At 74.7% G+C, this 24,317-nt stretch carries 16 protein-coding genes; 6 read left to right on the top strand and 10 right to left on the bottom strand.

Features of this window, described 5'->3' with window-relative positions; all coding sequences use genetic code 11:
- Positions 1 to 70 precede the first annotated feature (70 nt).
- Complete coding sequence (locus tag ACHZ99_RS13830; RefSeq protein ID WP_420304829.1) at positions 71 to 1,114, bottom strand: sucrase ferredoxin; 1,044 nt, start codon at positions 1,112 to 1,114, stop codon at positions 71 to 73.
- 197 nt (positions 1,115 to 1,311) lie between these two features.
- Here ACHZ99_RS13830 and ACHZ99_RS13825 point away from each other — a divergent pair, with 197 nt between their 5' ends.
- The 5 genes from ACHZ99_RS13825 (at position 1,312) to ACHZ99_RS13805 (ending at position 7,385) form a co-directional block, all read left to right on the top strand.
- Positions 1,312 to 2,316, top strand: coding sequence for a LacI family DNA-binding transcriptional regulator (locus tag ACHZ99_RS13825; RefSeq protein WP_420304828.1), 1,005 nt, complete (start codon positions 1,312 to 1,314; stop codon positions 2,314 to 2,316).
- Between the two features lie 137 nt (positions 2,317 to 2,453).
- Positions 2,454 to 3,848: an ABC transporter substrate-binding protein gene (locus ACHZ99_RS13820; protein WP_420304827.1), complete on the top strand. Its 1,395-nt coding sequence runs from the start codon at positions 2,454 to 2,456 to the stop codon at positions 3,846 to 3,848.
- Between the two features lie 2 nt (positions 3,849 to 3,850).
- Complete coding sequence (locus ACHZ99_RS13815) at positions 3,851 to 4,801, top strand: carbohydrate ABC transporter permease (RefSeq protein WP_420304826.1); 951 nt, start codon at positions 3,851 to 3,853, stop codon at positions 4,799 to 4,801.
- A gap of 16 nt (positions 4,802 to 4,817) precedes the next feature.
- Positions 4,818 to 5,699 carry a carbohydrate ABC transporter permease gene (locus ACHZ99_RS13810; RefSeq protein ID WP_420304825.1) on the top strand — a complete coding sequence of 294 codons (882 nt, stop codon included), beginning with the start codon at positions 4,818 to 4,820 and terminating at the stop codon, positions 5,697 to 5,699.
- Positions 5,700 to 5,750: 51 nt separating this feature from the next.
- Positions 5,751 to 7,385, top strand: a complete 1,635-nt coding sequence (locus ACHZ99_RS13805; protein ID WP_420304824.1) for a glycoside hydrolase family 13 protein — start codon at positions 5,751 to 5,753, stop codon at positions 7,383 to 7,385.
- Between the two features lie 88 nt (positions 7,386 to 7,473).
- Here ACHZ99_RS13805 and ACHZ99_RS13800 read toward each other — a convergent pair whose 3' ends face one another.
- The gene (locus tag ACHZ99_RS13800) at positions 7,474 to 9,588 is read right to left on the bottom strand and encodes a DNA gyrase/topoisomerase IV subunit B (protein WP_420304823.1); all 2,115 of its coding nucleotides are present in this window, start codon (positions 9,586 to 9,588) and stop codon (positions 7,474 to 7,476) included.
- Positions 9,589 to 10,020: 432 nt separating this feature from the next.
- Between ACHZ99_RS13800 and ACHZ99_RS13795 the strand changes: the two genes are divergently transcribed.
- Positions 10,021 to 10,251 carry a DUF7455 domain-containing protein gene (locus ACHZ99_RS13795; RefSeq protein WP_420304822.1) on the top strand — a complete coding sequence of 77 codons (231 nt, stop codon included), beginning with the start codon at positions 10,021 to 10,023 and terminating at the stop codon, positions 10,249 to 10,251.
- A gap of 248 nt (positions 10,252 to 10,499) precedes the next feature.
- Here the strand turns inward: ACHZ99_RS13795 and ACHZ99_RS13790 are convergent, their stop codons facing one another.
- The 8 genes from ACHZ99_RS13790 to ACHZ99_RS13755 all read right to left on the bottom strand — a co-directional run bounded on the left by ACHZ99_RS13790 (position 10,500) and on the right by ACHZ99_RS13755 (position 24,048).
- A complete protein-coding gene (locus ACHZ99_RS13790) occupies positions 10,500 to 11,333 on the bottom strand; it encodes a S1 family peptidase (protein ID WP_420304821.1) in 834 nt (277 codons plus the stop codon).
- A 74-nt stretch (positions 11,334 to 11,407) separates the two neighbouring features.
- A complete protein-coding gene (locus ACHZ99_RS13785; protein WP_420304820.1) occupies positions 11,408 to 13,006 on the bottom strand; it encodes an RNA polymerase sigma factor in 1,599 nt (532 codons plus the stop codon).
- Between the two features lie 531 nt (positions 13,007 to 13,537).
- Complete coding sequence (locus ACHZ99_RS13780; RefSeq protein ID WP_420304819.1) at positions 13,538 to 14,539, bottom strand: FadR/GntR family transcriptional regulator; 1,002 nt, start codon at positions 14,537 to 14,539, stop codon at positions 13,538 to 13,540.
- Positions 14,540 to 14,606: 67 nt separating this feature from the next.
- The gene (locus ACHZ99_RS13775; RefSeq protein ID WP_420304818.1) at positions 14,607 to 16,556 is read right to left on the bottom strand and encodes an ATP-binding cassette domain-containing protein; all 1,950 of its coding nucleotides are present in this window, start codon (positions 16,554 to 16,556) and stop codon (positions 14,607 to 14,609) included.
- A gap of 216 nt (positions 16,557 to 16,772) precedes the next feature.
- Positions 16,773 to 17,531: an NUDIX hydrolase gene (locus ACHZ99_RS13770; RefSeq protein ID WP_420304817.1), complete on the bottom strand. Its 759-nt coding sequence runs from the start codon at positions 17,529 to 17,531 to the stop codon at positions 16,773 to 16,775.
- 223 nt (positions 17,532 to 17,754) lie between these two features.
- Positions 17,755 to 20,184: a glycogen debranching N-terminal domain-containing protein gene (locus tag ACHZ99_RS13765; RefSeq protein ID WP_420305203.1), complete on the bottom strand. Its 2,430-nt coding sequence runs from the start codon at positions 20,182 to 20,184 to the stop codon at positions 17,755 to 17,757.
- Positions 20,185 to 20,394: 210 nt separating this feature from the next.
- Positions 20,395 to 21,750, bottom strand: a complete 1,356-nt coding sequence (locus tag ACHZ99_RS13760; RefSeq protein WP_420304816.1) for a DUF4192 domain-containing protein — start codon at positions 21,748 to 21,750, stop codon at positions 20,395 to 20,397.
- A 132-nt stretch (positions 21,751 to 21,882) separates the two neighbouring features.
- Positions 21,883 to 24,048, bottom strand: a complete 2,166-nt coding sequence (locus ACHZ99_RS13755) for a DEAD/DEAH box helicase (protein ID WP_420304815.1) — start codon at positions 24,046 to 24,048, stop codon at positions 21,883 to 21,885.
- Positions 24,049 to 24,317: the final 269 nt, after the last annotated feature.

The following is a 24,317-nucleotide window of genomic DNA, read 5'->3' as shown; positions in this document are numbered from 1 at the left end:
AAGCTGTTCCCCGCACTCCCGCCCCAGGGTAGCCGCTCGGCCCGAGCGACGGACCGTGCCGCCGTCCCGCTCAGTGGGCCCGCGGCGCGCCCGCGGCCATGTGGGTCTGCGTCACCGGCGCGGCGCCGCAGCTCGCCGGCGTCGCCACCGCCGCGGCGCGGGCCGCGACGGGCACGTCCCAGCGGCGGCCGTCGCGGTGCGCGACGGTCACCCGCCAGCCGGCACCGTCCCCGGCCGGGTCCCCGTCCCCCGCACCGTCCCCGGCACCGTCCCCGGCGCCGTCTTCGGTGCGTACGACCCGCAGCACGTCGGCGCCGTAGTCGCCGGTCGCCCGGCGCACCGCCAGCTCCGCCGCCTGCCCGGGCCGGTCCCAGGTCGAGCGCCCGCGGCAGCCCCCGGGGACGACCAGCCCGGAGGCGAGCGACTCCACGACCTCCTTGACGCCGTGCGGGGTCATGCGGCCGTAGGCGTAGCCGTGCGGCAGGAGAAGCAGCGTGGGCGAGAAGCGGTGGCCCCCGATGTGGGTGATCTCCCAGGTCTCGGTGCCCCCGGCGGCGTGGAGGGCGGCGGCGAGGGGGCGGCCGAGGAGCGCGCAGCAGCGGTCGCGCCGGCCGTTGGTGCAGACGAAGACCGGAGGGTCGCCGCGGTACGTGCCGGCGCCGAGGGCGGCGTCGAAGCCGGCGTGCTCGCCGCGGCCGAGGGCGGCGAGGTCGAGTGCGGCGAGGTCCGCGGGGTCGCGGACCTCGGTGGCGCGGATCCAGGTGCCGCCGGGGGCGGTGTGGGCGGCGAGGACCCGGCGGCTGACCCGGCGGCTCACGCGCCGGCCGGTGTCGGCGGCGGACCGCTCGCCGTCGGCCGCGGACCGGCCGGCGCCGCCGGCGGGGCGGCGGACGTCGGCGTGCCGCCCGGGCCGGCGGATGAGGGCGACGCGCACGCCGGTACCCGCGGCCCGCTCCTCCAGCGCGCGGCCGACGTCGGGGTCGAGGTGGCTCTGGGGCAGCGCCTCGTTCCCCCACGGGCCGGGCTGCTCGACCAGCAGCCAGGTCACCGCTACGGCCGCGGTCCCGGCGAGCGGTTCGGCCAGCTCTCCGGAAGCGGTCGCGCACGTACTCACGAAGGTGAGCCTAACCGTTCTCCAACGCCCCGTCCCGCGCGGCCCGTCCGTCCCGGTGACCCCGGGCACCCCACCCGCGTTCCGCGCGGCCGCTTCCGTCCGGGCACGTCTGCTGTGAGACTCGTCGGCGACCGGCGACGGCGGGAATCTCCTCCCCGCCGCAAATAGCTTGCGCTTCTTGCGCTAATCTTGCAGTCATGACTCGACGACTTGCTGAGGTTGCCAAGAAGGTGGGGGTCTCCGAGGCCACCGTCAGCCGCGTGCTGAACGGCAAGCCCGGGGTGTCGGAGGCGACCCGGCAGGCCGTGCTGTCGGCCCTCGACGTGCTCGGCTACGAACGGCCCACGCAGCTGCGCGGCGAACGCGCCCGCCTGGTCGGGCTGGTGCTCCCCGAGCTGCAGAACCCGATCTTCCCCGCGCTCGGCGAGGTGGTCGGCGGCGCGCTGGCCCAGCTGGGCCTGACCCCGGTGCTCTGCACGCAGACGAAGAACGGCGTCTCCGAGGCCGCGTACGTGGACCTGCTGCTCCAGCAGCAGGTCTCCGGCGTGGTCTTCGCCGGCGGCCAGTACGCCCAGTCCGCCGCGCCGCACGAGCACTACCGCAGGCTCGCCGAGCGCCGCATCCCGGTGGTGCTGATCAACGCCGCCATCGAGGACCTGGGCTTCCCCCGCGTCTCCTGCGACGACGCCGTCGCCGTCGAGCAGGCGTGGCGCCACCTCGCCTCGCTCGGGCACCGCCGGATCGGCATGCTGCTGGGCCCCGGCGACCACGTGCCGTCGGCCCGCAAGCTGGCGGCCGGCGAGGAGCTGGCCCGGCAGACCGGGCTGGAGCTGCCGGCGTCCCGGGTGGCGCGGGCGCAGTACTCGCTGGAGAGCGGGCAGGCGGCCGCCACGCGGATGCTGGAGGACGGCGTCACGGGCTTCGTGTGCGCCAGCGACCCGCTCGCGCTCGGGGTGATCCGGGCGGTGCGGCGGCGCGGCATGGACGTGCCGGGGGACGTGTCGGTGGTGGGCTACGACGACTCGGCGTTCATGAACTGCACGTCGCCGCCGCTGACGACCGTGCGGCAGCCGATCGAGTCGATGGGCCGGGCGGCCGTCGAGCTGCTGTCGGCGCAGATCGGCGGCGCCCCGGTGGCCGCGGACGAGCTGCTGTTCGAGCCGGAGCTGGTGGTGCGCGGCTCCACCGGCCCGGCACGGTGACGGATCTTCAGTTTCCAGTCTCATTCTTGCAACTTCCGCGCGACATATTGCGGAGTCCTGTCGACGGTGATTGAGTGTGGCGCGCCACGGCAGCGTGCAGCCGTGGTTTCCCGCTCCTGCCCAGAGGGGTCACCGAGATGAGACAGACCGGGTTCCGCCGTACCAGCGCCGCCATCGCCCTCAGCGCCGCCCTGGCGCTGGTGGCCGCATGCGGCACCTCCAGCTCCGACGAGGGCGGGGAGGAGGCCGCCGATCCGGCCGACGCCGCCGCCCCGCTGGACCCGGAGACCGAGGTCACCCTGACGATCGACTGCATGCCGCCGGCGGCCGAGAAGGCCGAGCTGAAGGAGTGGAACGAGGACGTCGAAGCGTTCAACAAGAAGTACCCGAACGTCACGATCGAGGGGAAGCAGACCGACCCCTGCCTGGAGCCGCCGCGGTTCACGGCGATGCTCAAGGCCAAGTCGCAGCCGGACGTCTTCTACACGTACTTCACCGACCTCCAGCAGGTGCTGGACAACGACGGCGCCGCCGACATCAGCGCGTACGTCAACAACGAGACCGTACCGGCGCTGAAGGACATCGACCCGCAGGTCCTCGACGTGCTCAGGCAGGACGGCAAGCTCTACGGGCTGCCGACCAGCAACTACACCATGGGCCTGCTGATCAACCGCGAGCTGTTCGAGGAGGCCGGCCTCGACCCCGACAACCCGCCGACGACCTGGGACGAGGTCCGCGAGGCCGCCCAGGCCATCGCCGGCCTCGGCGACGGCATCAGCGGCTTCGGCGAGTACAGCGCCGGCAACAACGGCGGCTGGCACTTCACCGCGTCCGTGTACGGCCTCGGCGGCGACATCGTCTCCGAGGACCAGACCCGGGCCGCGTTCAACGACGAGACCGTCCGCGAATACGTCGAGAACCTCCACGCGATGCGCTGGGAGGACGACAGCATGGGCGAGACCCAGCTCCTCAAGTGGGGCGACCTGCAGAAGCAGATGGCGTCCGGCAAGCTCGGCATGTTCCTCGCCGCGCCCGACGACATCACGTACATGGTCCAGCAGCTCGGCGGCGACTACGCCGACTACGGCATGGGCCCGATGCCCGGCGGCGAGGCGACCCTCTTCGGCGGCAACGACTACCTGATCAAGAAGGGCAGCTCGCCCGACCAGATCAAGGCCGCGATCGCCTGGCTGAACTTCAAGTTCCTCACCCCCGGCCAGGGCCAGTTCGACTGGGGGCGGACGAAGGCCGACGGGCTGCCCGTCGGGCTGCCGCAGCCGGACTTCTGGAAGGGCGAGAGCAAGCGGCAGGACGACAAGCTGCGCGCCGAGCACTCCACCATGCCGGTCGAGAACTTCAAGCCGTTCCGCGACAACCCCGTCCCCGGCCGCGCCGAGCCGCCCAAGGCCCAGGAGATCTACAAGGTCCTCGACACGGTGATGTCGAGTGTGCTCACCAACGAGGACGCCGACCCCGCCGAGCTGCTCGACACCGCGGAGGACCAGGTCAACCAGGTCCTCGCGAACCAGTGACCATGGCGGCGCCCACGATCTCCCGGAAGGCCGCCCCGCCCGCGGGGCGGCCCGCCGGCCACCGGCGCGCCCGCGGCGGGGACTTCGGCCGCGCGCTGCGCCGCAACCTGACCGCCCACGGCTTCCTCATCGGCGCCGTGCTGTGCTTCTCGCTCTTCTCCTGGTATCCGATGGTCAGGGAGTTCATCCTGGCCTTCCAGAAGAACGAGGACGGCGAGACCGTCTGGGCGGGCTGGTCGAACCTCAGTTACATCTTCAACGACCCCGCCTTCTGGGAGGCGTGGCGCAACACGTTCCTCTTCACCGGGCTCGCGCTGCTCCTCGGCTTCGCCGTGCCGTTCGCGGTCGCGATCGTGCTGAACGAGTTCCGGCACGGCCGCGCGTACCTGCGGGTCCTGGTCTACCTGCCGGTGATGCTCCCGCCGGTCGCGTCCGTGCTGCTGTTCAAGTACTTCTACGACCCGGGCTACGGCCTCTTCAACCGCATCCTGGAGACCTTCGGCCTGCCCGCGCAGGACTGGCTCCAGTCCAGCGACACCGCGATGCTGTCCGTCGTCATCGCCGCCACGTGGATGAACATGGGCGCCGCCACGCTCATCTACCTGGCCGCGCTGCAAGGCATCCCGGGCGAGCTGTACGAGGCCGCCGAGCTGGACGGCGCCGGGCTGTTCCGCAAGATCTGGCACGTCACCATCCCGCAGACCCGGCTCATCCTGTCGCTGATGCTGCTGATGCAGATCATCGCCACGATGCAGGTCTTCGTGGAGCCGTTCCTGCTCACCGGCGGCGCCGGCCCGGAGAACTCGACGCTGACCGTCGTCCAGCTCATCTACCAGTACGCCTTCACCTTCAACAACTACGGCAGCGCGGCGGCCCTCGGGGTCGTCCTGATGCTGGTGCTCGCCGTCTTCTCCGCCGCGTTCGTCCGCCTCGACCGCGGCAGCGAAGACTGAAGCCGGGAGTTATCGGATGGCCGAATCACAAAGGACGCTGATCTCGCCGGCGGCGCTGGCCAGGCCGCGCGGAAAGGCCCTGTACTGGGGCGCGTTCACCCTGGTCATGGTGGTCTTCACGCTGGTGTTCATCGGGCCGCTGTACTGGATGGCGACCAGCGGGCTGAAGACCACCCAGGAGTTCGCGCAGACCCCGCCGACGCTCGTGCCGGGCGAGGTGCAGCCGGAGAACTACTCCGAGGCGTGGAGCGTGCTGGACCTCGCCCAGTTGCTCCTCAACACCTGCGTGTACGCCTTCGGGGCGCTGGCCTTCATGCTCGTCTTCGACGTGGCCGCGGCGTACTCGCTGTCCAAGCTCCGCCCGGTGCTGGGCAAGGTCATCCTCGGCGCGATGCTCGCGACGCTGATGATCCCGGCCACCGTCCTCGTCGTACCGCAGTACCTCACCGTGCTCGACGTGCCGCTGGTGGAGCGCAACCTCATCAACTCGCCGTGGGTGATCTGGCTGCCGGCGGTCACCAACGCCTTCAACATCTTCCTGCTCAAGCGCTTCTTCGACTCCATCCCCCGGGAGCTGATGGACGCCGCCGCCATGGACGGCGCGTCGCCGATGCGCACCCTGCGCTCCATCGTCCTGCCGATGTCCCGGCCGATCCTCGGCGTCGTCTCGATCTTCGCGGTCGTCGCCGTGTGGAAGGACTTCCTCTGGCCGATGCTCACCCTGCCCGACCCGTCGAAGCAGACGCTCAACGTCGGCATCTACTCGCTCGCCAAGAGCGTGCCGGAGAACCAGCTCATCGCCGCGCTGGCGATCGCTTCGGTGCCCACGTTGGTGATCTTCCTCGTCTTCCAGCGCAACATCATGCACGGCCTGACCAGCGGCAGCCTCAAGGGCTGACGGGACGGGCCCCTCTTCCTGAACCAGTAGGGATTTCCTGTGAGGGATTCAGTGTCGGATAGCAGCTGGTGGCGTGACGCCGCCATCTACCAGGTCTACGTACGCAGCTTCGCCGACGGCGACGGCGACGGCACCGGCGACCTCGCCGGGGTCCGCGGCCGGCTCCCGTACCTCGCCGAGCTGGGCGTGGACGCCATCTGGTTCACCCCGTGGTACGTCTCGCCGATGGCCGACGGCGGCTACGACGTCGCCGACTACCGGGCCATCGACCCGGCGTTCGGCACCCTCGACGAGGCCGAGAAGCTGATCGCCGAGGCCCGCGCCCTCGGCATCCGCACGATCGTCGACATCGTGCCCAACCACGTCTCCGACGCCCACCCCTGGTTCCGCGCCGCGCTGGCCGCCGGGCCCGGCAGCCCGGAGCGCGAGCTGTTCCACTTCCGCCCCGGCCGCGGCGAGAGCGGCGAGCTGCCGCCGAACGACTGGCCCTCGCAGTTCAACGGCGAGAGCTGGACCCGGCACGCCGACGGCGACTGGTACCTCCACCTGTTCTCCGAGCGGCAGCCGGACCTCAACTGGGCCCACCCGGCGGTGCGCCGCGAGCACGAGGAGGTGCTGCGCTTCTGGTTCGAGCGCGGCGCGGCGGGCGTACGCATCGACTCCGCCGCCCTGCTCGCCAAGGACCCCGCGCTGCCCGACTGGGACGAGAACGACCCGCGCGGCGAGCCGAACCCCTACGTCGACCGCGACGAACTCCACGAGATCTACCGCTCCTGGCGGGCCATCGCCGACGAGTACGACGGCGTGCTCATCGGCGAGCTGTGGGTGCCCGAGCCGGAGCGCTTCTCCCGCTACCTGCGCCCCGACGAGCTGCACACCGCCTTCAACTTCGACTTCCTCGCCCGCCCCTGGAACGCCGCCGCGCTGCGCGAGTCCATCGACACCACCCTCGAATACCACGCGCCGGTCGGCGCGCCCGCGACCTGGGTGCTGTGCAACCACGACGTGACCCGCACGGTCACCCGCTACGGCCGCGACGACGCCGGCCCGGGCACCGGCTTCGACTTCGCCGCCAAGCGCTTCGGCACCCCGACCGACCCCGTGCGCGGCACCCGCAGAGCGCGCGCCGCGGCGCTGCTCTCGCTCGCCCTGCCCGGCTCCGTCTACCTCTACCAGGGCGAGGAGCTGGGCCTGCCGGAGGCGGAGGTGCCGCGGGACCGCATCGTCGACCCGATGCACTTCCGCTCCGAGGGCCGCGACCCGGGCCGGGACGGCTGCCGGGTGCCGCTGCCCTGGCGCGCGGACGGCGGGGCGGCGTACGGCTTCAGCGAGACCGCGGACGGGGGCGGGGGCGCACCGGCGGCGGAGCCGTGGCTGCCGCAGCCGGCGGGCTGGGGCACGTACGCCGTCGAGCGCCAGGAGGACGACCCGGGCTCGATGCTGCGGCTGTACCGCGAGGCGCTGCGGCTGCGGCGCGCCGAGCCGGGGCTCGGCGACGGGCCGATGCGCTGGCTCGACGCGCCGGACGGCGTGCTGTCCTTCGCCCGGTCGGGCGACTTCGTCTGCGTCGTCAACCTGGCCGCGGAGCCGGCGCCGCTCCCGGCCCACCACGCCGTCCTGATCGGCAGCGGCCCTCTGGACGAGGGCCGGCTGCCGCAGGACACGGCGGTCTGGCTGCGTACCTAGCCCGCTGCGCCCCGCGCGGCCGGACCGCCGACCTCACCCCCCCACCCGAAGGAGCGCCTGCCCCGGCCCGATCCCGGGCCGGGGCGGCTCAGGTGTCGATCCGCGAACGGTCCAGGGTGGCCGCCGAGTTGGTGATGAACTCCTTGCGGGGGGCGACCTCGTTGCCCATCAGCAGGTTGAACACCTGCTCGGCGGCCTCCAGGTCGCTGATGTTGATCCGCCGCAGCGTGCGGTACCGCGGGTCCATCGTGGTCTCGGCGAGCTGGTCGGCGTCCATCTCGCCGAGGCCCTTGTAGCGCTGGATGGAGTCCTTGAAGCGGGTGCCCTTCCGTTGCAGGTCGAGCAGGGTCTCGCGCAGCTCGTTGTCCGAGTACGTGTAGATGTACTTGTCCTGGCCCTTCCTGGGCTGGACCAGCTCGACGCGGTGCAGCGGCGGCACCGCGGAGAAGACCCGGCCCTCCTCGACCATCGGGCGCATGTAGCGCTGGAAGAGGGTGAGCAGCAGGGTGCGGATGTGCGCGCCGTCGACGTCCGCGTCGGCGAGGAAGATCACCTTGCCGTAGCGCGCCTGGTCGATGTCGAACGTCCGCCCCGAGCCGGCCCCTATCACCTGGATGATCGCGCTGCACTCGGCGTTCTTCAGCATGTCCGCGACCGACGCCTTCTGGACGTTGAGGATCTTGCCGCGGATCGGCAGCAACGCCTGGAACTCGGAGTTGCGCGCGAGCTTCGCCGTGCCCAGCGCGGAGTCGCCCTCGACGATGAACAGCTCGGAGCGGTCCACGTCGTCGCTGCGGCAGTCCGCCAGCTTGGCGGGCAGCGAGGAGGACTCCAGCGCGGTCTTGCGGCGTTGCGCCTCCTTGTGCTGCCGGGCGGCGATCCGGGTGCGGGCCGCCGCCACGGCCTTCTCCAGCACCGCGCGGGCCTGCTGCTTGGCGTCCCGCTTGGTGGAGGTCAGGAACGCCTTCAGCTCCTTGGCGACGACCTGCGCGACGATCCGGGACGCCGCCGAGGTGCCCAGGACCTCCTTGGTCTGGCCCTCGAACTGCGGCTCGGCGAGCCGGACCGTGACCACCGCGGTCAGGCCCTCCAGGGCGTCGTCCTTGACGATGTCGTCCTCGGCGACGCGCAGCAGCTTCAGACCGCGCAGGGCGTCGTTGACCGTGCGGGTCAGGGAGCGCTCGAAGCCGGTGACGTGGGTGCCGCCCTTGGGGGTGGCGATGATGTTGACGAAGGAGCGGATCGTGGTGTCGTACCCGGTGCCCCAGCGCAGCGCGATGTCGACGCCGAGGTCGCGGCTGACCTCGGTGGGCGTCATGTGCCCGCGGTCGTCGAGCACCGGGACGGTCTCCTTGAAGGACCCCTGCCCGGCCAGCCGCAGCACGTCGCAGACCGGCCGGTCGGGGGCGAGGAACTCGCAGAACTCGCTGATCCCGCCGTCGTAGCGGAAGGTCTCCCGGGTGTGCTCGCCCTTGTCGGCGGAGCGCTCGTCGCGCACGACGAGCGCGAGGCCGGGGACGAGGAAGGCGGTCTGGCGGGCGCGCGCGTGCAGGTCGTCGATCGAGAGCGCGGCGTCCTTGAGGAAGATCTGCCGGTCCGGCCAGAAGCGGACGCGGGTGCCGGTCCTGGTCTTGGGGATCTTCTTGCCCTTGGTCATGCCGCTGGCCGGCTCGAAGGAGCCGTCGGGGCCCTTGCCGTCGAACCGGCCGGGGACGCCGCGGCGGAAGCTCATCGCGTGCGTCCGGCTGGAGAGGTCGACCTCGACGTCGAGCCGGGCGGACAGCGCGTTGACCACGGAGGCGCCGACGCCGTGCAGCCCGCCGGAGGCCGCGTACGCGCCGCCGCCGAACTTGCCGCCGGCGTGCAGCTTGGTCATGACGACCTCGACGCCGGACAGGCCGGTCTTCGGCTCGACGTCGACGGGGATGCCGCGGCCGTCGTCGTCGACCTGCACGGAGCCGTCGGCGGCGAGCAGGACCTCGATGTTCCGGCAGTACCCGCCGAGGGCCTCGTCGACGGAGTTGTCGATGATCTCCCACAGGCAGTGCATGAGGCCGCGGCTGTCGGTGGAGCCGATGTACATGCCGGGGCGCTTGCGGACGGCCTCCAGGCCCTCCAGCACGAGCAGGTGCCGCGCGGTGTAATTGGAGCCGTCGCGCTCGGCGGCGGCCAGCACGGACGGCACGGACGTGTCGGCGGTCACTCAGTTCGCTCCTCGCTGAATTCGGGCCCGGGTGGCGGTGGCGGGCCTCATCTGCCGGTCAGAGGGTACCGAGGCTCTATAGAGCCGGTACGCAGCCACCCGCATGTGAGTCGATACTAGTCCCGTTTCGAGTGCATGTTCGATCCCTCAGAGGGGTGATTCGTTTATCACGTTCCCTTACGCGCATGAACCATTTAGGCTCCGGGCACGTCCTCATGAACAACCGGCAACCCAGCCGGGGAGGTCAAAAAGGACCAAAGGCGCTCAATACGGCACAAGCACGACAAGCACTACGGCTCATCCGCCGCCACCTGGCGACATCGGGCCTGGTCACGAAGGCTTTCCCGATTGTGGACCACGAGCGGGAACGTTTTCGGCCCGGTTGGATGTTGACCCTGGTACGACAGCTCGTCGAGCTAGAGAAGAGGCGACGTGACTACTGTTCTGACTCCCGCAAGCCCGCTGACGGCCGCCGACCGGTGCGACCGCTGCGGTGCCCAGGCCTACCTGCGCGTTGTCCTGACGAGCGGCGGCGACCTGCTCTTCTGCGCGCACCACGGCCGTAAGTTCGAGCCGGAGCTCAAGAAGATCGCGGCCGAGATACAGGACGAGACGGAGCGGCTGCAGGCCACTCCGGCGTCGGCAACCGCCGACGAACGCTGACGCGCCGACGTCAGCCCGACGAGCCTCGTCCGGTCCCGGGCCGGACACCGGCGGTCACCCCGTGCAGGGGTGGCCGCCTCGTCGGTTTTCGGGGCCCGTCGCCCCGGCCCCGGACGGTCCGCTCCCCCGGCCGCCCCGGCGCCCTCCCGGCCCGTTCCCGGTCCGTTCCTGGCCCGCTCCCGACCGGTTCCGGACGGCTCCCCGGCCCGGTGCGGCCGTGGGCCGTAGCTGGACGGCCTCCGGGCGCCTCACCCGCCCCGGTGCTCCCTGACGGCCTCCACGACCGCGGAGATGCGCGTGTAGACCCCCGGGCGGCCCTTCTCCCCGCAGCCCTCCCCCCACGAGACCAGGCCCACCAGCCGGCCCCGTACGACCAGCGGGCCGCCGCTGTCGCCCTGGCAGGCGTCCCGGCCGCCGCGCATCAGCCCGGCGCAGACCATGGACGCCGCCAGGTAGCGGCCGTCGGGGCTGCCCGGGTAGGCCCGCTCGCAGGCCGCGTCCGGGAGCACCTCGACGTCCGCGGCGTGCAGCGCCGTCGGGTAGCTGGCGTCGCCCTCGGTGTCGCCCCAGCCGTAGACGCGGGCCGGCGACCCCGGCTCGTACGCCGGGTCGTCCGGCTCGGCCGCCAGCTTCAGGAAGCCCCCGGCGCCGGCCGGGCTCTTGAGGCGCAGGACGGCCAGGTCGCCGGCGTTCGTCCAGCTGTCGTAGTCGGGGTTCACCCACACCCGCTCGATGGCCGCCTCCCGCCCGGCGGTGCTCGCGAGGTCCCCGCGGCCGGCCACCACCGCCAGGTCGCCGACCTCGCTCCACGGCACGCCGAGGGTCTCCTCGGCCAGGCAGTGCGCGGCCGTCAGCACGACCTCGGGGGACACCAGCACGCCCGCGCAGAACTGCCCGGACCGCTCGTCGCCGAAGAGCTTCCGGCTGGTCAGCGCGACGGTCCAGGGGCTGTCGTCGATGCTCACCGGCCGCCCGCCGACCACCACACCGTCCGCCGCCGCCGGCGGCGCCTGCCCGAGCACGGCCGCAGGCAGCAGCACGGCGACGGCGGCGGCGACGATCGAGCGTGGACACAGGCGCATGGGGGCTCCCTGGCGACGTGAGGCTGCACGTGGTCGTTCCACTCAGCCTCAGTCAGCAGGGCGCGCCCCGCACCTCAGTCCAGGTAGTCGCGCAGCACCTGGGAGCGCGACGGGTGCCGCAGCTTCGACATGGTCTTGGACTCGATCTGGCGGATGCGCTCCCGCGTGACGCCGTAGACCTTGCCGATCTCGTCGAGGGTCTTGGGCTGCCCGTCGGTGAGCCCGAAGCGCATGGAGACCACGCCCGCCTCGCGCTCGGAGAGCGTGTCGAGGACGGAGTGCAGCTGCTCCTGCAGCAGGGTGAAGCTGACCGCGTCGGCCGGGACGACCGCCTCGGAGTCCTCGATGAGGTCGCCGAACTCGCTGTCGCCGTCCTCGCCCAGCGGAGTGTGCAGGGAGATCGGCTCGCGGCCGTACTTCTGGACCTCGATGACCTTCTCCGGGGTCATGTCCAGCTCCTTGGCCAGCTCCTCCGGCGTGGGCTCGCGGCCCAGGTCCTGAAGCATCTGGCGCTGCACGCGGGCGAGCTTGTTGATGACCTCGACCATGTGCACCGGGATGCGGATGGTGCGGGCCTGGTCGGCCATCGCGCGCGTGATCGCCTGCCGGATCCACCAGGTTGCGTACGTGGAGAACTTGTAGCCCTTGGTGTAGTCGAACTTCTCGACGGCCCGGATCAGGCCCAGGTTGCCCTCCTGGATGAGGTCCAGGAAGAGCATCCCGCGGCCGGTGTAGCGCTTGGCGAGCGAGACCACGAGGCGGAGGTTGGCCTCCAGCAGGTGGTTCTTGGCGCGGCGGCCGTCCTCGGCGATGATCTCCAGCTCGCGGCGGAGCTTGGGCGCCAGCTTGTCGGCGGCGGCCAGCTTGTCCTCGGCGAAGAGCCCGGCCTCGATGCGCTTGGCGAGCTCCACCTCCTGCTCGGCGTTGAGCAGGGGCACCTTGCCGATCTGCTTCAGATAGTCCTTGACCGGGTCGGCGGTGGCACCGGCGGCGGCGACCTGCTGGGCGGGGGCGTCGTCCTCGTCCTCGTCGGAGAGCACGAAGCCCTCCGCCTCGGCCTCGGCGGGCGGCTGCTCGTCCTTCTCCGGCGGCACGTCCTCGGGGCCCTCGGCCACGACGGCCTCGCCGTCCTTCTCCGCGGGCTTGCGGGCGGCGGCCTTCTTGGCCGGGGCCGCCTTCTTCGCCGCGGGCTTGCGGGCGGCCGTCTTCTTGGCGGTGGTCTTCTTCGCGGCGGCCTTTTTCTCCGGCTCGTCCGCCGGGTCGCCCAGGCCCGCGGGCACCGGATCGTCCATGGGGGCCTCCTGGACCGCGTGCGCCGCGACCGTGGCCGTCGGCTTCTTCGTCGCGGTCTTGGCGGGGACGGCTTGCTTGGCGACCGCCTTGGTGGCGGTCCGTTTCGCCGGGGTCTTCGCCGGCACGCTCTTGCGGGTGCGCTTGGGCGCCTCTGCGGCACTGACCATCAGTGTCACACCCTCCTCTTCGAGGATCTGGTTGAGGCTGCGCAGGACACTCTTCCACTGGGTAGGCGGAATCTGGTCAACCTCGAAGGCACGACGCACGTCATCACCGGCGATCTGCCCTTCGGCCTTCCCCCGCTCGATGAGTGCCATCACGGACTCAGCTTCGGCGATCTCCGGCGGGAGCGTACGGGATGTGCTGGCCGACACGAACAACCTCTCGAAACGATGGGTAATGACCGGCGGCGGGGATGGACCACCGGCGTAGAGGCGGAACCGCGGTACGCGCGCCACCACCTCTTAGGTCATCGCGCTTTCCCGCACAGCGTTACGCCCAATCCACGTGGCCCAGGTCACAATCTACCGCCACCGGGCCGGCCGCACGAAAGCAGCCGGGCGGGCGCCCGCCCGTCCGGGCGGCCGGGGGGGCGCGTGGGCGCCCGTGCGCGGGGTGTCGTGCGCCCGTCGGCTGACTGGGGCACACGGGGTGGGCCGGGGCGTACGGGTGACGCGGGGGGCCGGTGGCGCGGGGACGTGGGCGGGGACGCGCGGGCGGGGGCGCGGGTGCCGGGGGGCGTACCGGCCGGGGAGCGGCGCGTACGGGCCCGGGGGATCCCGCGTCCGGCCGGAGCACGACGCCGCCGTCCCCTGTTCGGGGGGCGGCGGCGGTGTCGGTGCCCGTACCGACGGGGCGCGCGCGGCCGCTGCCGCGCGCCCGTACCCCGTCGTCGGTGTGCGCGGGGGCCGTCAGTGCTCGCGCGGCGCCGGCACGACACGTTCGCCCGCGCCGATCTCGGCGTGCACCGCGAGCAGCTGCCGCATGGCCGACTCGGCGGCGGCGCCGTCGCCGCTGCCGAGCGCCTCCACGATGTGCACGTGGTGGCCCACGGCCGCCTCGCTCGGGCGGTCGCAGCCGCCCGCGGGACCGCCGGAGACCTGCAGCGCCGCGGTGACCACGCCGGCCAGGTGCTCCAGCATCCGGTTCCCGGCGACCTGCAGGACCAGCGCGTGGAACTCGGCGTCGGCGCGGGCGAACGTGACCGTGTCACCCTGCACCAGCGAGTGGCTCATGATCTCGGCCATGTCCGTCAGCCGCTGCTGGACGGCGCCGCGGCCGTGCCCGGCCGCGAGCCGGGCGGCCAGCGGCTCGATCGTCCAGCGCAGCTCGCACAGCTCCCGGCGCTGGTCTTCGCGCTGCGGGCCGAAGGCCCGCCACTCGATGATGTCCGGGTCGAGGAGGTTCCAGTCGCTGACCGGGCGGACGCGGGTGCCGACGTTGGGGCGGGCGCTGACGAGGCCCTTGGCCTCCAGCACGCGCAGGGACTCGCGCACCACCGTGCGCGAGACCTCGAAGCGCTGCCCGATCTCCTCGGGCACGAGCGGACGGTCGGCGCCCAGATCGCCGGAGACGATCATCTGGCCGAGCTGCTGGACGAGTTGGCCGTGGAGCCCACGGCCCCGGCTGGTCGCCGCGCGGCGGCCGACGCGGCCGATCTCCGCGTCCCCGGTGTCCCACGCGGCCGGCGCGGGTGCGGCCGGCGCGGCGGGGCCGGGGGCGGCGGCCGGGGGGACGGGGGCGGCGGGAGCGGGGGCCGCATGGCCGTCCGCGTACGGGTAGCGGTCGAGATCCCCGTGGCCGGCGAAGCCGGACTCGGAGGAACGGGCCGTCATCATGGTCTGCGCAAGGGTACTCACGAATCCTTTGTCGGCGGCCCTCCCGGCCGCCTTGAGGGCTTTGGTGAAAAGCACACGAAAGGGTGATCGCCCAGCGCCCCTCCATTGACGCGGTCCGGGCAGCAAACCGGCGGGAAACCGGCTAATCACCGGGGGAGTTGAAAACCCTCCGTACGAAACTCGGACACCCGCTCCGCCCCAGGGCCCGCCCCAGGGAGCGGGCGCGGCCCGCGGTGAGGACGTACGCGCCCAGCAGAGCGCCGAGGGACAACGCCAGCGCGTGTCCGAAGGGTTGGACGGACGCGTCGAAGACGCCGCCGAGATCCGGTCCGCCGTCCGGCCACGGGATGTGCAGCACGCGCATGAGCTGCAACGGGAGTTCCCCGAGGCGGCGCACCGCGCCGGTCCCGGCGAGCGCGTGCACCCCGGGCGCGACCGCGACGGGCACGGTGAGCACGGCGGCCAGCCCCAGCGACGCCGACGTGAACAGCCCCGCGGCCAGCACCCCCGTCCACGCGCAGCCCACCGTCACGCCCGCCCAGCTCAGCAGTTGCAGGCCGCCGTCCGCGGGCATGTCCACGACGTCCCCGAAGAGCACGAGCAGCGCGGTGGCGTCCGCGAGCAGGACGGCGACGAAGAGCAGGAGCGCCACGGCCGTGCTCACGGCGAGCTTGGCGAAGAGCAGCCCGAGGCGGCGCGGCACGGCGCCGACCGCGGGGGTGAGGGAGGGGAAGCTGAACTCCTGGCCGAAGGCGTACGCGCCGAGCAGCCCGGCGCCGATCGCGGCGGGCGGCAGCGGCAGGACCGGGGCCCAGCCGGTGAGCATGCGGACGGCGGGGTCGTCGGCGACGGCGGAGCCGCCGGCGGAGCGCGCCAGGACGGCGGCGCCGGCGACGGAGGCGGCGAGGGTGGCGGCGGCCGCGACGCGGGGCAGCCGGGAGCCGGAGGTGGTGCGGCGCAGCTCGTAGCGCAGGGGGTGGGCGGGGCCGGGGAGCCAGCGGCGGCGGAGCGGGCCGGCGAGGGGGGCGTCGTCGGAGGCGGGGCGGGGGGCGGCGGCGCGGGGGTCCGCGGGCTCGGGGGCGGCGTCCGCGCGGGGGCCGGTGTCCGCGTGGTCGGGGGCGTGGTCGGCGGCGTGGCCGGCGGCGTCCGGGGCGGTGTCGGTGCCGGGCTCTAGTGTGGCCGTGGCGGTTGCGGCGGGGGCTCCCGGGGCGCCGGCGAGTACGGACTCGTGGGAGGAGGAGGTGAGTTGGTGCAGCAGGATGCCGTTGCGGTACGCCAGCTCGCCGACGGCCGCGCTGTCGGTCCCGTAGACGGCGAGGGCGCCGCCGTCCCGGCGCACCACCTCGATGCGCCGCTCCGGGGTGCTGGCCTGCCGCGTGAGATAGCTGGCGAACCGCTCGGCCTGCGGCGTTCTGATGATCACGCAGGGGCGCAGCCGCAGCCGGGCGAACTCCTCGGCGTCCTCGTCGGCGACGAGCCGGCCGGCGCGCAGCGTCAGCACCCGGTCGGCGAAGCGGGCGGCGACGCGCGGCTGGGCGGTGGCGAGCACGACGCAGACGCCGGCGGCGGCCAGTTCGCGCAGCAGCGCGTAGTAGAACGCCGCCTCGCGGCGCGGCAGATCGCGTACGGGGTCGTCGAGCAGCAGGGAGTGCGGCTGGCCGAGGAGCGCGGTGGCGAGGCCGAGGCGGCGGTCCATGCTGAGCGAGAGGGCGTCGAGCCGGTCGTCGGCGAGCGCGTCCAGACCGACGTGCGTGAGGAGGGCGTCGGCGCGGGCCGCGGGGACGCCGACGGCGGCGGCGAGCATGCGCAGGTGGGCGAGGACGGTGCGGGCGGGGTGGCCGGCGACGTCGCCGAGCACGGCCCCGACCTCGCGGGCGGGGGCGGGGAGCCGGCTCAGCGGGCGGCCGTCGTAGAGCGTGACGCCCCGGCCGCCGTCCAGCTGGAGCATGAGGCGCAGCGCGGCGGTCTTGCCCGCGCCCGGCTCGCCGAGCAGCGCAGTGACGGTGCCCGCCTCGGCCTCGAACGTGAGGTCGCGCACGGCGGGCGGACGGCCGCCGCGGGGCCTGCTCGTGAGTCCGACGGCCTGGATCACAGCGCCTCCCGGAATCGGTTGATTTCCGACATATAGGGATGATTGCGCAGGAGCCACGCCGGACCGGGGATTTCCCGCCCGGACGCGGTGCGGCGTCGCGGATGTGTGGTCGTACGGGCGTATGGCCGGGCGTGGGAGGGTGCCGGCGCGGGAGGACGGGGTCGCGGGCGAGCCCGGGGCGCGGGTGGTGCGGGGTGCGGGGTGCGGCCCGGGCGGTCAGACCTCGGGGCGCAGCATCGGCGGGTTGAGGATCGTCGCGCCGCCGGCCTGGAAGAGCTGGGCGGGCCGGCCGCCCTGGCGGGTGGTGGTGCCGCCGGTGGGCAGCAGGAAGCCGGGGGTGCCGGTGACCTTGCGGTGGAAGTTGCGGGGATCGAGTGCCACGCCCCATACCGCCTCGTACACCCGGCGCAGCTCCCCCACCGTGAACTCCTGCGGGCAGAAGGCGGTGGCCAGCGACGAGTACTCGATCTTCGACCGGGCCCGCTCCACTCCGTCGGCCAGGATCCGGCGGTGGTCGAAGGCCAGCGGCGGCCCCTCGGGCGCGTCGTCGGAGGAGGGGCCGACGAGGGTCCCGACCGGCGCCCAGCGGGCGCCGCCGACGTCGCCGCCGGGGCGCGGCGCGGGGAGGTCCGGGGCCAGCACGAGGTGGGCGACGCTCACCACGCGCATCCGGGGGTCGCGCTTGGGATCGCCGTACGTGGCGAGCTGTTCGAGGTGCGCGGCGTACGCGGGGGCGTCCTCCGCCACCGGGCCGTGCGCGTGCAGACCGGTCTCCTCGGCCAGTTCACGGGCCGCCGCCTCGGCCAGGTCCTCCTCCGCCCGTACGAATCCGCCCGGCAGCGCCCACCGCCCCTGGAAGGGGGCCTCGCCGCGGCGGACGATCAGCGCGCTCAGCGCGTGCCGGCGCACCGTGAGCACGACCAGGTCGACGGTGACGGCGAACGGCGGGTAGGCGGACGGCTCGTAGGGGGGCATGGCGGGGATCATAGTCGTCTGCCTGACGATAATCAGGACTTCGTGCGGAGACGGGCGAGATCCGGACCCTCCGGTTGCCGGGGCACCGCGGCGAGCCGCCGCCCGCGCCGCCGGACGGTGCCCGGCGCCCTCCTTTCGGCCGACCCGGGCCTGGGCGCGAGGGCCGTTTCGCCGGGGCCGGTGCCCACGGCGATCCCCCTGGGCCGGCGGCCGGGGCGCCGTTTCAGGACCCGAGTTGGAGACCGGGGGCGGCTTCCTCGACGACGGCGTGGCCGAGCCGGCTGACCCGTACCGCGAACGGCTCGCCGGCCAGCCGCCAGCCGGTCAGCTGGAGCGCGCCCAGCGGGGCCGTGCCGGGCGGGCGGGCGGAGACCGTACCGCCCGGGACGTCGGGGGCGAGGCCGGCGAGCGCGGTGAGGACGTGCACGCCGGCGGCGGCCGCGACCGCGGACGGGCGGCAGGCGGCCGGGTGCGGGAGAGGCGCGCCGCCCGCCGTGCGCTGGTCGCCTGCGTACATCTCGGGCAGGTGGTGGCCGAAGTGGCCGGCGGCGTCGAGGAGTCCGCGGAGGAGGGCGCCGGCCTCCTTGTCGTAGCCGGCGGCGAAGAGGCCGGCGACAGCGACGGCGGTCTCGTGGACGTGCACGGCGCCGGCGCGGTGGCCGAAGGGGTTGAAGCCGGGCTCGGCGGCGCCGAGGCTGCGCAGGCCCCAGCCGGAGTCGAGGGCGGGGCTGGCGAGGAGGCGGGCGAGCTGACCGGTCTGGGTGCTGTCGAGGAGGCCGGGGGCGGGTACGGCGGCCGTCGGCGGACGGCCGGGGCCGTCGCCCGGGGCGGCGACCGGGTCAACGGCGGTGTCGGCGGCGGCGCTCGGGCCGGTACCGGGATCGGCAGGGCCGGGATCGGCAGGGCCGGGATCGGCAGGGCCGGGATCGGCAGGGCCGGGGCCGCTGAGGTCGGGGCCGCGCAGGAGGGTGTCCGAGGCGGTGGGCAGGAGGTGGGCGGCGGCACCGCCGAGGTGGGTGAGCGGGCGGCCGTCGGCGGTGAGGGCCGCCGCGGGTCTGCCGCCGGCGGCGTCCTCGGTCCAGAAGTCGGCGCGGAAGCGCTCGCGCAGCTCGGCGGCCCACTGCCGCCACCCGGCGGCGCCGGGGCGGCCGCAGGCGTCGAGGAGTTCGGCGCCGAGGAGGGCGGCGCGGTGGGCGTGGGCCTGGGTCTCGCAGCGGTACGGACCGCCGGGGGCCGGATCGGGAACGTAGCCGCGCCCTTCCGCGACGGTGCGCAGCCAGGCGAGGCAGCGCTCGGCGGCGGGCAGGAGCCCGTCGACGTCCCGCTCCGGCAGGCCCCAGCGGCGGGCCTCGGCGAGCACGGCGGGGAAGAGGAGGGTGGCCTCGACGCCGGTGGCGGCCGGCGGCAGGTGCGGGCCGGAGTCCCGGAGGGTGCCGGGCAGCCGGCCGGGATCCGGGGCCCCGGCGACCGGGGGCGCCGGCCAGGTGCGGGCGACGGCGCGGAGGGTGCCCGCGGCCAGGCGCGTACCCAGCGGAAGGAGCATGCGGGCCGCCCAGAGCGCGTCGGCGGGGGCGAGCGCGCAGCGCCACGGCACCCCGGCGACGAGGTGGACGTCGGCCGGGTCGGCGGGGTCGCGGAGCAGCAGGGTCCGCAGGTCGTCGAGCGCGGTGTCGAGCAGCGGGGGCACCGCCGGGTCGTCGCCCGCCGCCGCGGCGGCCGGGGACCACGGCACCGGGGGGAGTTCCCGCGGGTCGGCCCGGTCCGTTCCGATCCGCAGCTCCAGCGTGCGGGACCCGCCCGGCGCCAGCTCCAGCCGCCACCGCAGCAGCCCCGCCGCGGCGATCACGTCGTCGGGCGGGGGCTCCGCGCTCACCAGCGCCCCGATCCCGCCCCCGGGGGCCCCTCCCCCTCCCCCTCCCCCTCCGCCGCCGCCACCGGCTCGGGCACCGTTGCCCGGGGCGCCGCCGCCACGCGCCGGGCCACCGGACGCGGCCACGCCCCCGTCACCCGCCGCGCCACCGCCCTGCGCCGCGCCACCGGCCCGCGCCGCGCCACCCGCCGCGGCACGGGCCCGCGCCGGGCCGTCCGCCGCGCCGCCGGGCACGGCACCGTCCTCCCGCGGCGTGCCGCCGTGCGCGCCGCCGTCCCGCGCCGCGCCGCCGCGTTCCCGGGCCGCGGTGCGCGTGCCCGCGCCGCCGCCTCCCTCGGGACCGGCCGTCTCCCGGGCCGGGTCCGCGGTCGCGGGCGGGCGCCAGCGCAGGCCCGACTCGTGGACGCCGGCCGGGACTTCGCGACGCTCGCGGCCCGCGGCGACCGCGCTCAGCTCGGCCAGGTCCGTGCCGAGCTCGGCCTCCAGCGTCAGCCGCAGCACCCGGGTGGCGCTGCTGTGCAGCGTGATCCGCTCGACGCCGGCGGCGTGCCGCACGCGCTCCACCACCACCGCCGGGTCGGGGCCCGACTCCGCGCCCGTGCGCACGGTGCCCACGAAGCGCACCCGGTCCGCCCCCGCCCGGCGGCCCTGCACCGGCAGCGGCTCCACGCCGCCCACCCGCAGCCGCAGCCGGCCGACGAGCCGGCGCCCGGCCCGGTAGAACCCTTCGAGCCCGTTTCCGTCGAGTTGACCGTGGCGTGCGGAGACGGCGAACGCCGGCATGGCGACGCACACGAGCGCGTCGTGCGCGGGGCTCGGCAGGGGCGGCCGCTGACGCGGAGGGCGGGGGGTGGGAGACACGCGGCGGACCTCTCGGGGAAGCCGTGGACGGACGGGGCGGCGGCCGGCCGCCGCCCTGAGAACGCCCTCAAGCCCCTCCAGGTCACGCAGCGAGCCCGGCCGGCCTCGCCCCGCTCCCTCCTCTCCCCCTCGCTAATCCCCGCTTCGCGCGTTGCGCCGCCGCGCGGTGCGGCGCGACGCGCGGCGGCCGGGCGGGCGCCGGGAGCCCCCGGCCGGCGGCGGCTGGGACGACGGATGGGCCGACGGCCGGGACGACGGTCGCGTCGGCGGCCGGGACGACTCCGCGGCGCAGGCGGTGGACGCCGCCGGGGCCGGCGCGGCGGGCCCGGCCGGCACCGCCGACGTGGACGGCTCGGCCGACTCGGCCGACTCGGTCTCCTGCGCCTCGCGCTGACGGCGCAGGGAGCGGCGCAACGGCTCCGGGTCCAGGCCCTCGTTGACCGCCTGGTGGAGCAGCCGGGCGAACAGGTACTCCGGGTCGGTTTCCAGGGCGCGGCCGAAGGCGACCCGGGCCGCCGCCTCGTCGCCGCCCGACCACGCCACCCATCCGGCGAGCGTCAGCGGCGCCGCGGCGTGTTCCGCGTACGCCCCGACGCAGCGGCGGGCGAGGGCCCGCCAGAGCCGCAGCGCCCCGGCGGCCTCCGGGCCCTCCATCCGCTCCGCCGCGCGGTCGCGGGTGAGCCGGTCCTGGAGGCCGACAATGAGGTCCGCCGCCTCGGTGTCGGTGAGCAGCGTGTCGTCCCGGGCGTCGCTGTCCGCCGCCGCCTCCCCCGCGGGCGGCGGAGTTGCGCCGAGCCGGGCGATCAGCCGGTCCGTCAGCCGCACGGTGTCCTCGCGCACCGTCTCGCGGCCGGTCTGCGCGAGGATCCGGGGCACGAGGGAGCCGCCGGCCGCGTCGAGCGCGCGGGTCTGCCGGTCGACGTCCGGGTGCCGGGGGGTGAGTCTGCCTTCGAGCGCGCGCAGCGACCCGGGCCGCTGCATGCCCGCGAAGGCGGCGGCCGCCGCCAGGGCGGAACGGCCGGGCGGGGCCAGCGCCGTGCCCTCGGGGGGACAGCAGCGCCGGTCCGGGCAGAGGTACGACCAGAAGCGCCCGGCGGAGATGCACAGCGCCTCCACGACCGGCACCTCCAGCCGTCCGCAGGCCACGCGCAGCGCTTGCGCGAGCGGCCGCATGCGCTCCATGACCTCCTGCGGCCGCTCCCCCGGCGCGGGGTCCTGGCAGAGGAAGACGACGATGCCGTCCGGCTTGTCACCGCGCTGGGCGCTGCCTTCGACGAGGCATTCGGCGAGCTGTGCCGCGACGTCCGGCCAGCCGTCGCGGTCCGGCGGGATGCCCAGCCGCAGCCTGCCGCCGAAGCGTCCCCGCGCGCCGTGCAGCGCGGCGAGGACGACGCTGTCGTCGGGGTGGAAACCCATCAGGTACGGCAGGGCGTCGGCCAGCTCGGCCGGGCTGCGGAGCACGACCTGCGTGTCGTTGTGCGTTGTCATGGCTTGAGGTTTTCGTGTCTCCGCGGGTTTCGCGACCCCTGTGGATAACCCCTGGCCTGGCCATGTCATGCCTGTCCGGGCGGCCGGGAATCCGCCCGGCTCGCCCGGCCGTCGGCGCCCGGCCGCGCCGTCTCAGCCCGCGGCCGCGAGGACCAGCGGCAGCACGCCCGCGGCACCCGCCCGCCGCAGCAGGCGGGCCGTGACCGCGAGGGTCCAGCCGGAGTCGGTGTAGTCGTCGACGAGCAGCACCGGGCCGGGCGTGGCCGCCAGGGCGGCGGCGAGGTCGTCGGGGACGGCGAAGGCGCCGGTCAGGGCGGCGAGCCGCTGGGCGGAGTTGCTGCGGCGGACCGGTCGCTGGGCGCCGCCGTCGGGGTGCGCGTACGCCATTGTGCCGAGGTACGGCAGGCGTCCGACGGTCGCGACGCCGCGGGCGAGCGAGTCGACCATCTGCGGGCGGGTCGTGGAGGGCACGGCGACGACCCCGGCGGGCCGCGCCGCCGCGTCGGGGCCGCCGGCGGCCCAGCCGCCCGGGGCGCGCGCCCAGCCGGCGAGGACGTCGACCGCCGCCCGCAGCACGTCGTCCGGGACGGGCCCGTCGGCGGCGTTCTCCGCGAGCAGCGGCCGCAGCCGGTTGCCCCAGCCGATGTCGGACAGACGCCCCAGGGCGCGGCCGGTGCCGCCCTGCTCTCCGGGCGGGATGCGGCCCTTGAGGTCGATGCCCAGGGCCGCCATGCCCGTCGGCCACATCCGCCGCGGCTCGACCTCCGTCCCCGGCCGGTCCAGTTCCTTCGCGGCCCCCGTCAGCGCCTCCGCCGACACGCCCGCGTCGATCCAGGGCCCCGCGCAGTTGTCGCAGCGGCCGCAGGGCTCCGCCCCCTCGTCGTCGAGCTGTCCGCGCAGGAACTCCATCCGGCAGTCCGACGTGTTCGCGTAGTCCCGCATGGCCTGCTGCTCGGCCGCGCGCTGCCGCGCGACCCGCGCGTACCGGTCGGCGTCGTAGTCCCAGTCCCGGCCGGTGGCGGTCCAGCCGCCCTTGACCCGCCGGACGGCGCCGTCGACGTCCAGCACCTTCAGCATCGTCTCCAGGCGGGTGCGCCGCAGGTCGACGGCGGCCTCCAGGGCCGGGACGGACAGCGGGCGGCCGGCGTCCGCGAGCGCCGCGAGGGTCTGGCGGACCCGGGCCTCGGGCGGGAAGGCGGTGTCGGCGAAGTAGCGCCAGATCGCCTCGTCCTCCCGGCCGGGCAGCAGCAGCACGTCGGCGTGGTCGACGCCGCGGCCGGCGCGGCCCACCTGCTGGTAGTACGCGATCGGGGAGGACGGCGAGCCGAGGTGGACGACGAAGCCCAGGTCCGGCTTGTCGAAGCCCATGCCCAGCGCCGACGTCGCGACGAGCGCCTTGACCCGGTTCGCCAGGAGGTCGTCCTCGGCCTGGAGCCGGTCGGCGTTCTCGGTGCGTCCGGTGTACGAGGCGACGGGGAAGCCGCGCTGCCGCAGGAAGGCGGCGGCCTCCTCGGCGGCGGCGACGGTGAGCGCGTAGACGATGCCGGAGCCGGGCAGGTCGCCGAGGTGCTCGGCGAGCCAGGCGAGGCGGTGCGCGGCGTCCGGCAGCCGGACCACGCCGAGCCGCAGGCTCTCGCGGTCGAGCGGGCCGCGCAGCACCAGGGCCTCGCCGCCGCCGGTGCCGAGCTGCTCGGCGACGTCGGCGGTCACGCGCGCGTTGGCGGTCGCCGTCGTGGCCAGCACCGGTACGCCCTCGGGCAGGTCGGCGAGCATGGCGCGCAGCCGGCGGTAGTCGGGGCGGAAGTCGTGTCCCCAGTCGGAGATGCAGTGGGCCTCGTCGACGACGAGGAGGCCGGTGGTGGCGGCCAGCTCGGGCAGCAGGCGGTCGCGGAAGTCCACGGAGTTCAGCCGCTCGGGGCTGACGAGAAGCACGTCGGTCTCGCCGCGCTCGACCTCCTCGTGGACGGCCTCCCACTCCTCGGGGTTGGCCGAGTTGATCGTACGGGCCCGGATGCCGGCCCGCGCGGCGGCCTCGACCTGGTTGCGCATGAGCGCCAGCAGCGGCGACACGATCACCGTGGGCCCGGCGCCACGGCGCCGCAGCAGCGCCGTGGCCACGAAGTACACCGCGGATTTGCCCCAGCCGGTGCGCTGCACCACCAGGGCGCGGCGGTGCTCCCGCACCAGGGCCGCCACGGCCTGCCACTGGTCCTCCCGCAGCCGTGCCGGGGCGCCGGGGGCGCCGACGAGCCCGGCGAGTACGGCGTCGGCTTCGGCGCGCAGCTCCTGATCGTCCATGCCCCCATGCAACCCGATGGCACTGACAGTCAGCCACCTCACGCACGGTGACCGCCGCGGAGTCGCGGCTGACCAGCCGGAGAGCACACCCGGAGAGCACAGGCGAGAGCAGCCGGGCAGAACAGCCGGACAGAACGGCCGAAGAAGAGCGATGTGTCGACAATGCCGCATTGCCGCAGGCCATTTCGGCGGGGAGAATTGACCTCGCTCCCAGCGTCGGCCCGGCCTCCGGGCTGTTCGACGCTGCGCGCCCACGCCCGGTCGCCCCC

The sequence above is a fragment of the Streptomyces sp. MAR4 CNX-425 genome (assembly GCF_048656465.1).
Lineage (GTDB): Bacteria > Actinomycetota > Actinomycetes > Streptomycetales > Streptomycetaceae > Streptomyces.
Note: the sequence above shows the minus strand (reverse complement) of the source record. Positions and strands in the feature narration are given on the sequence as shown.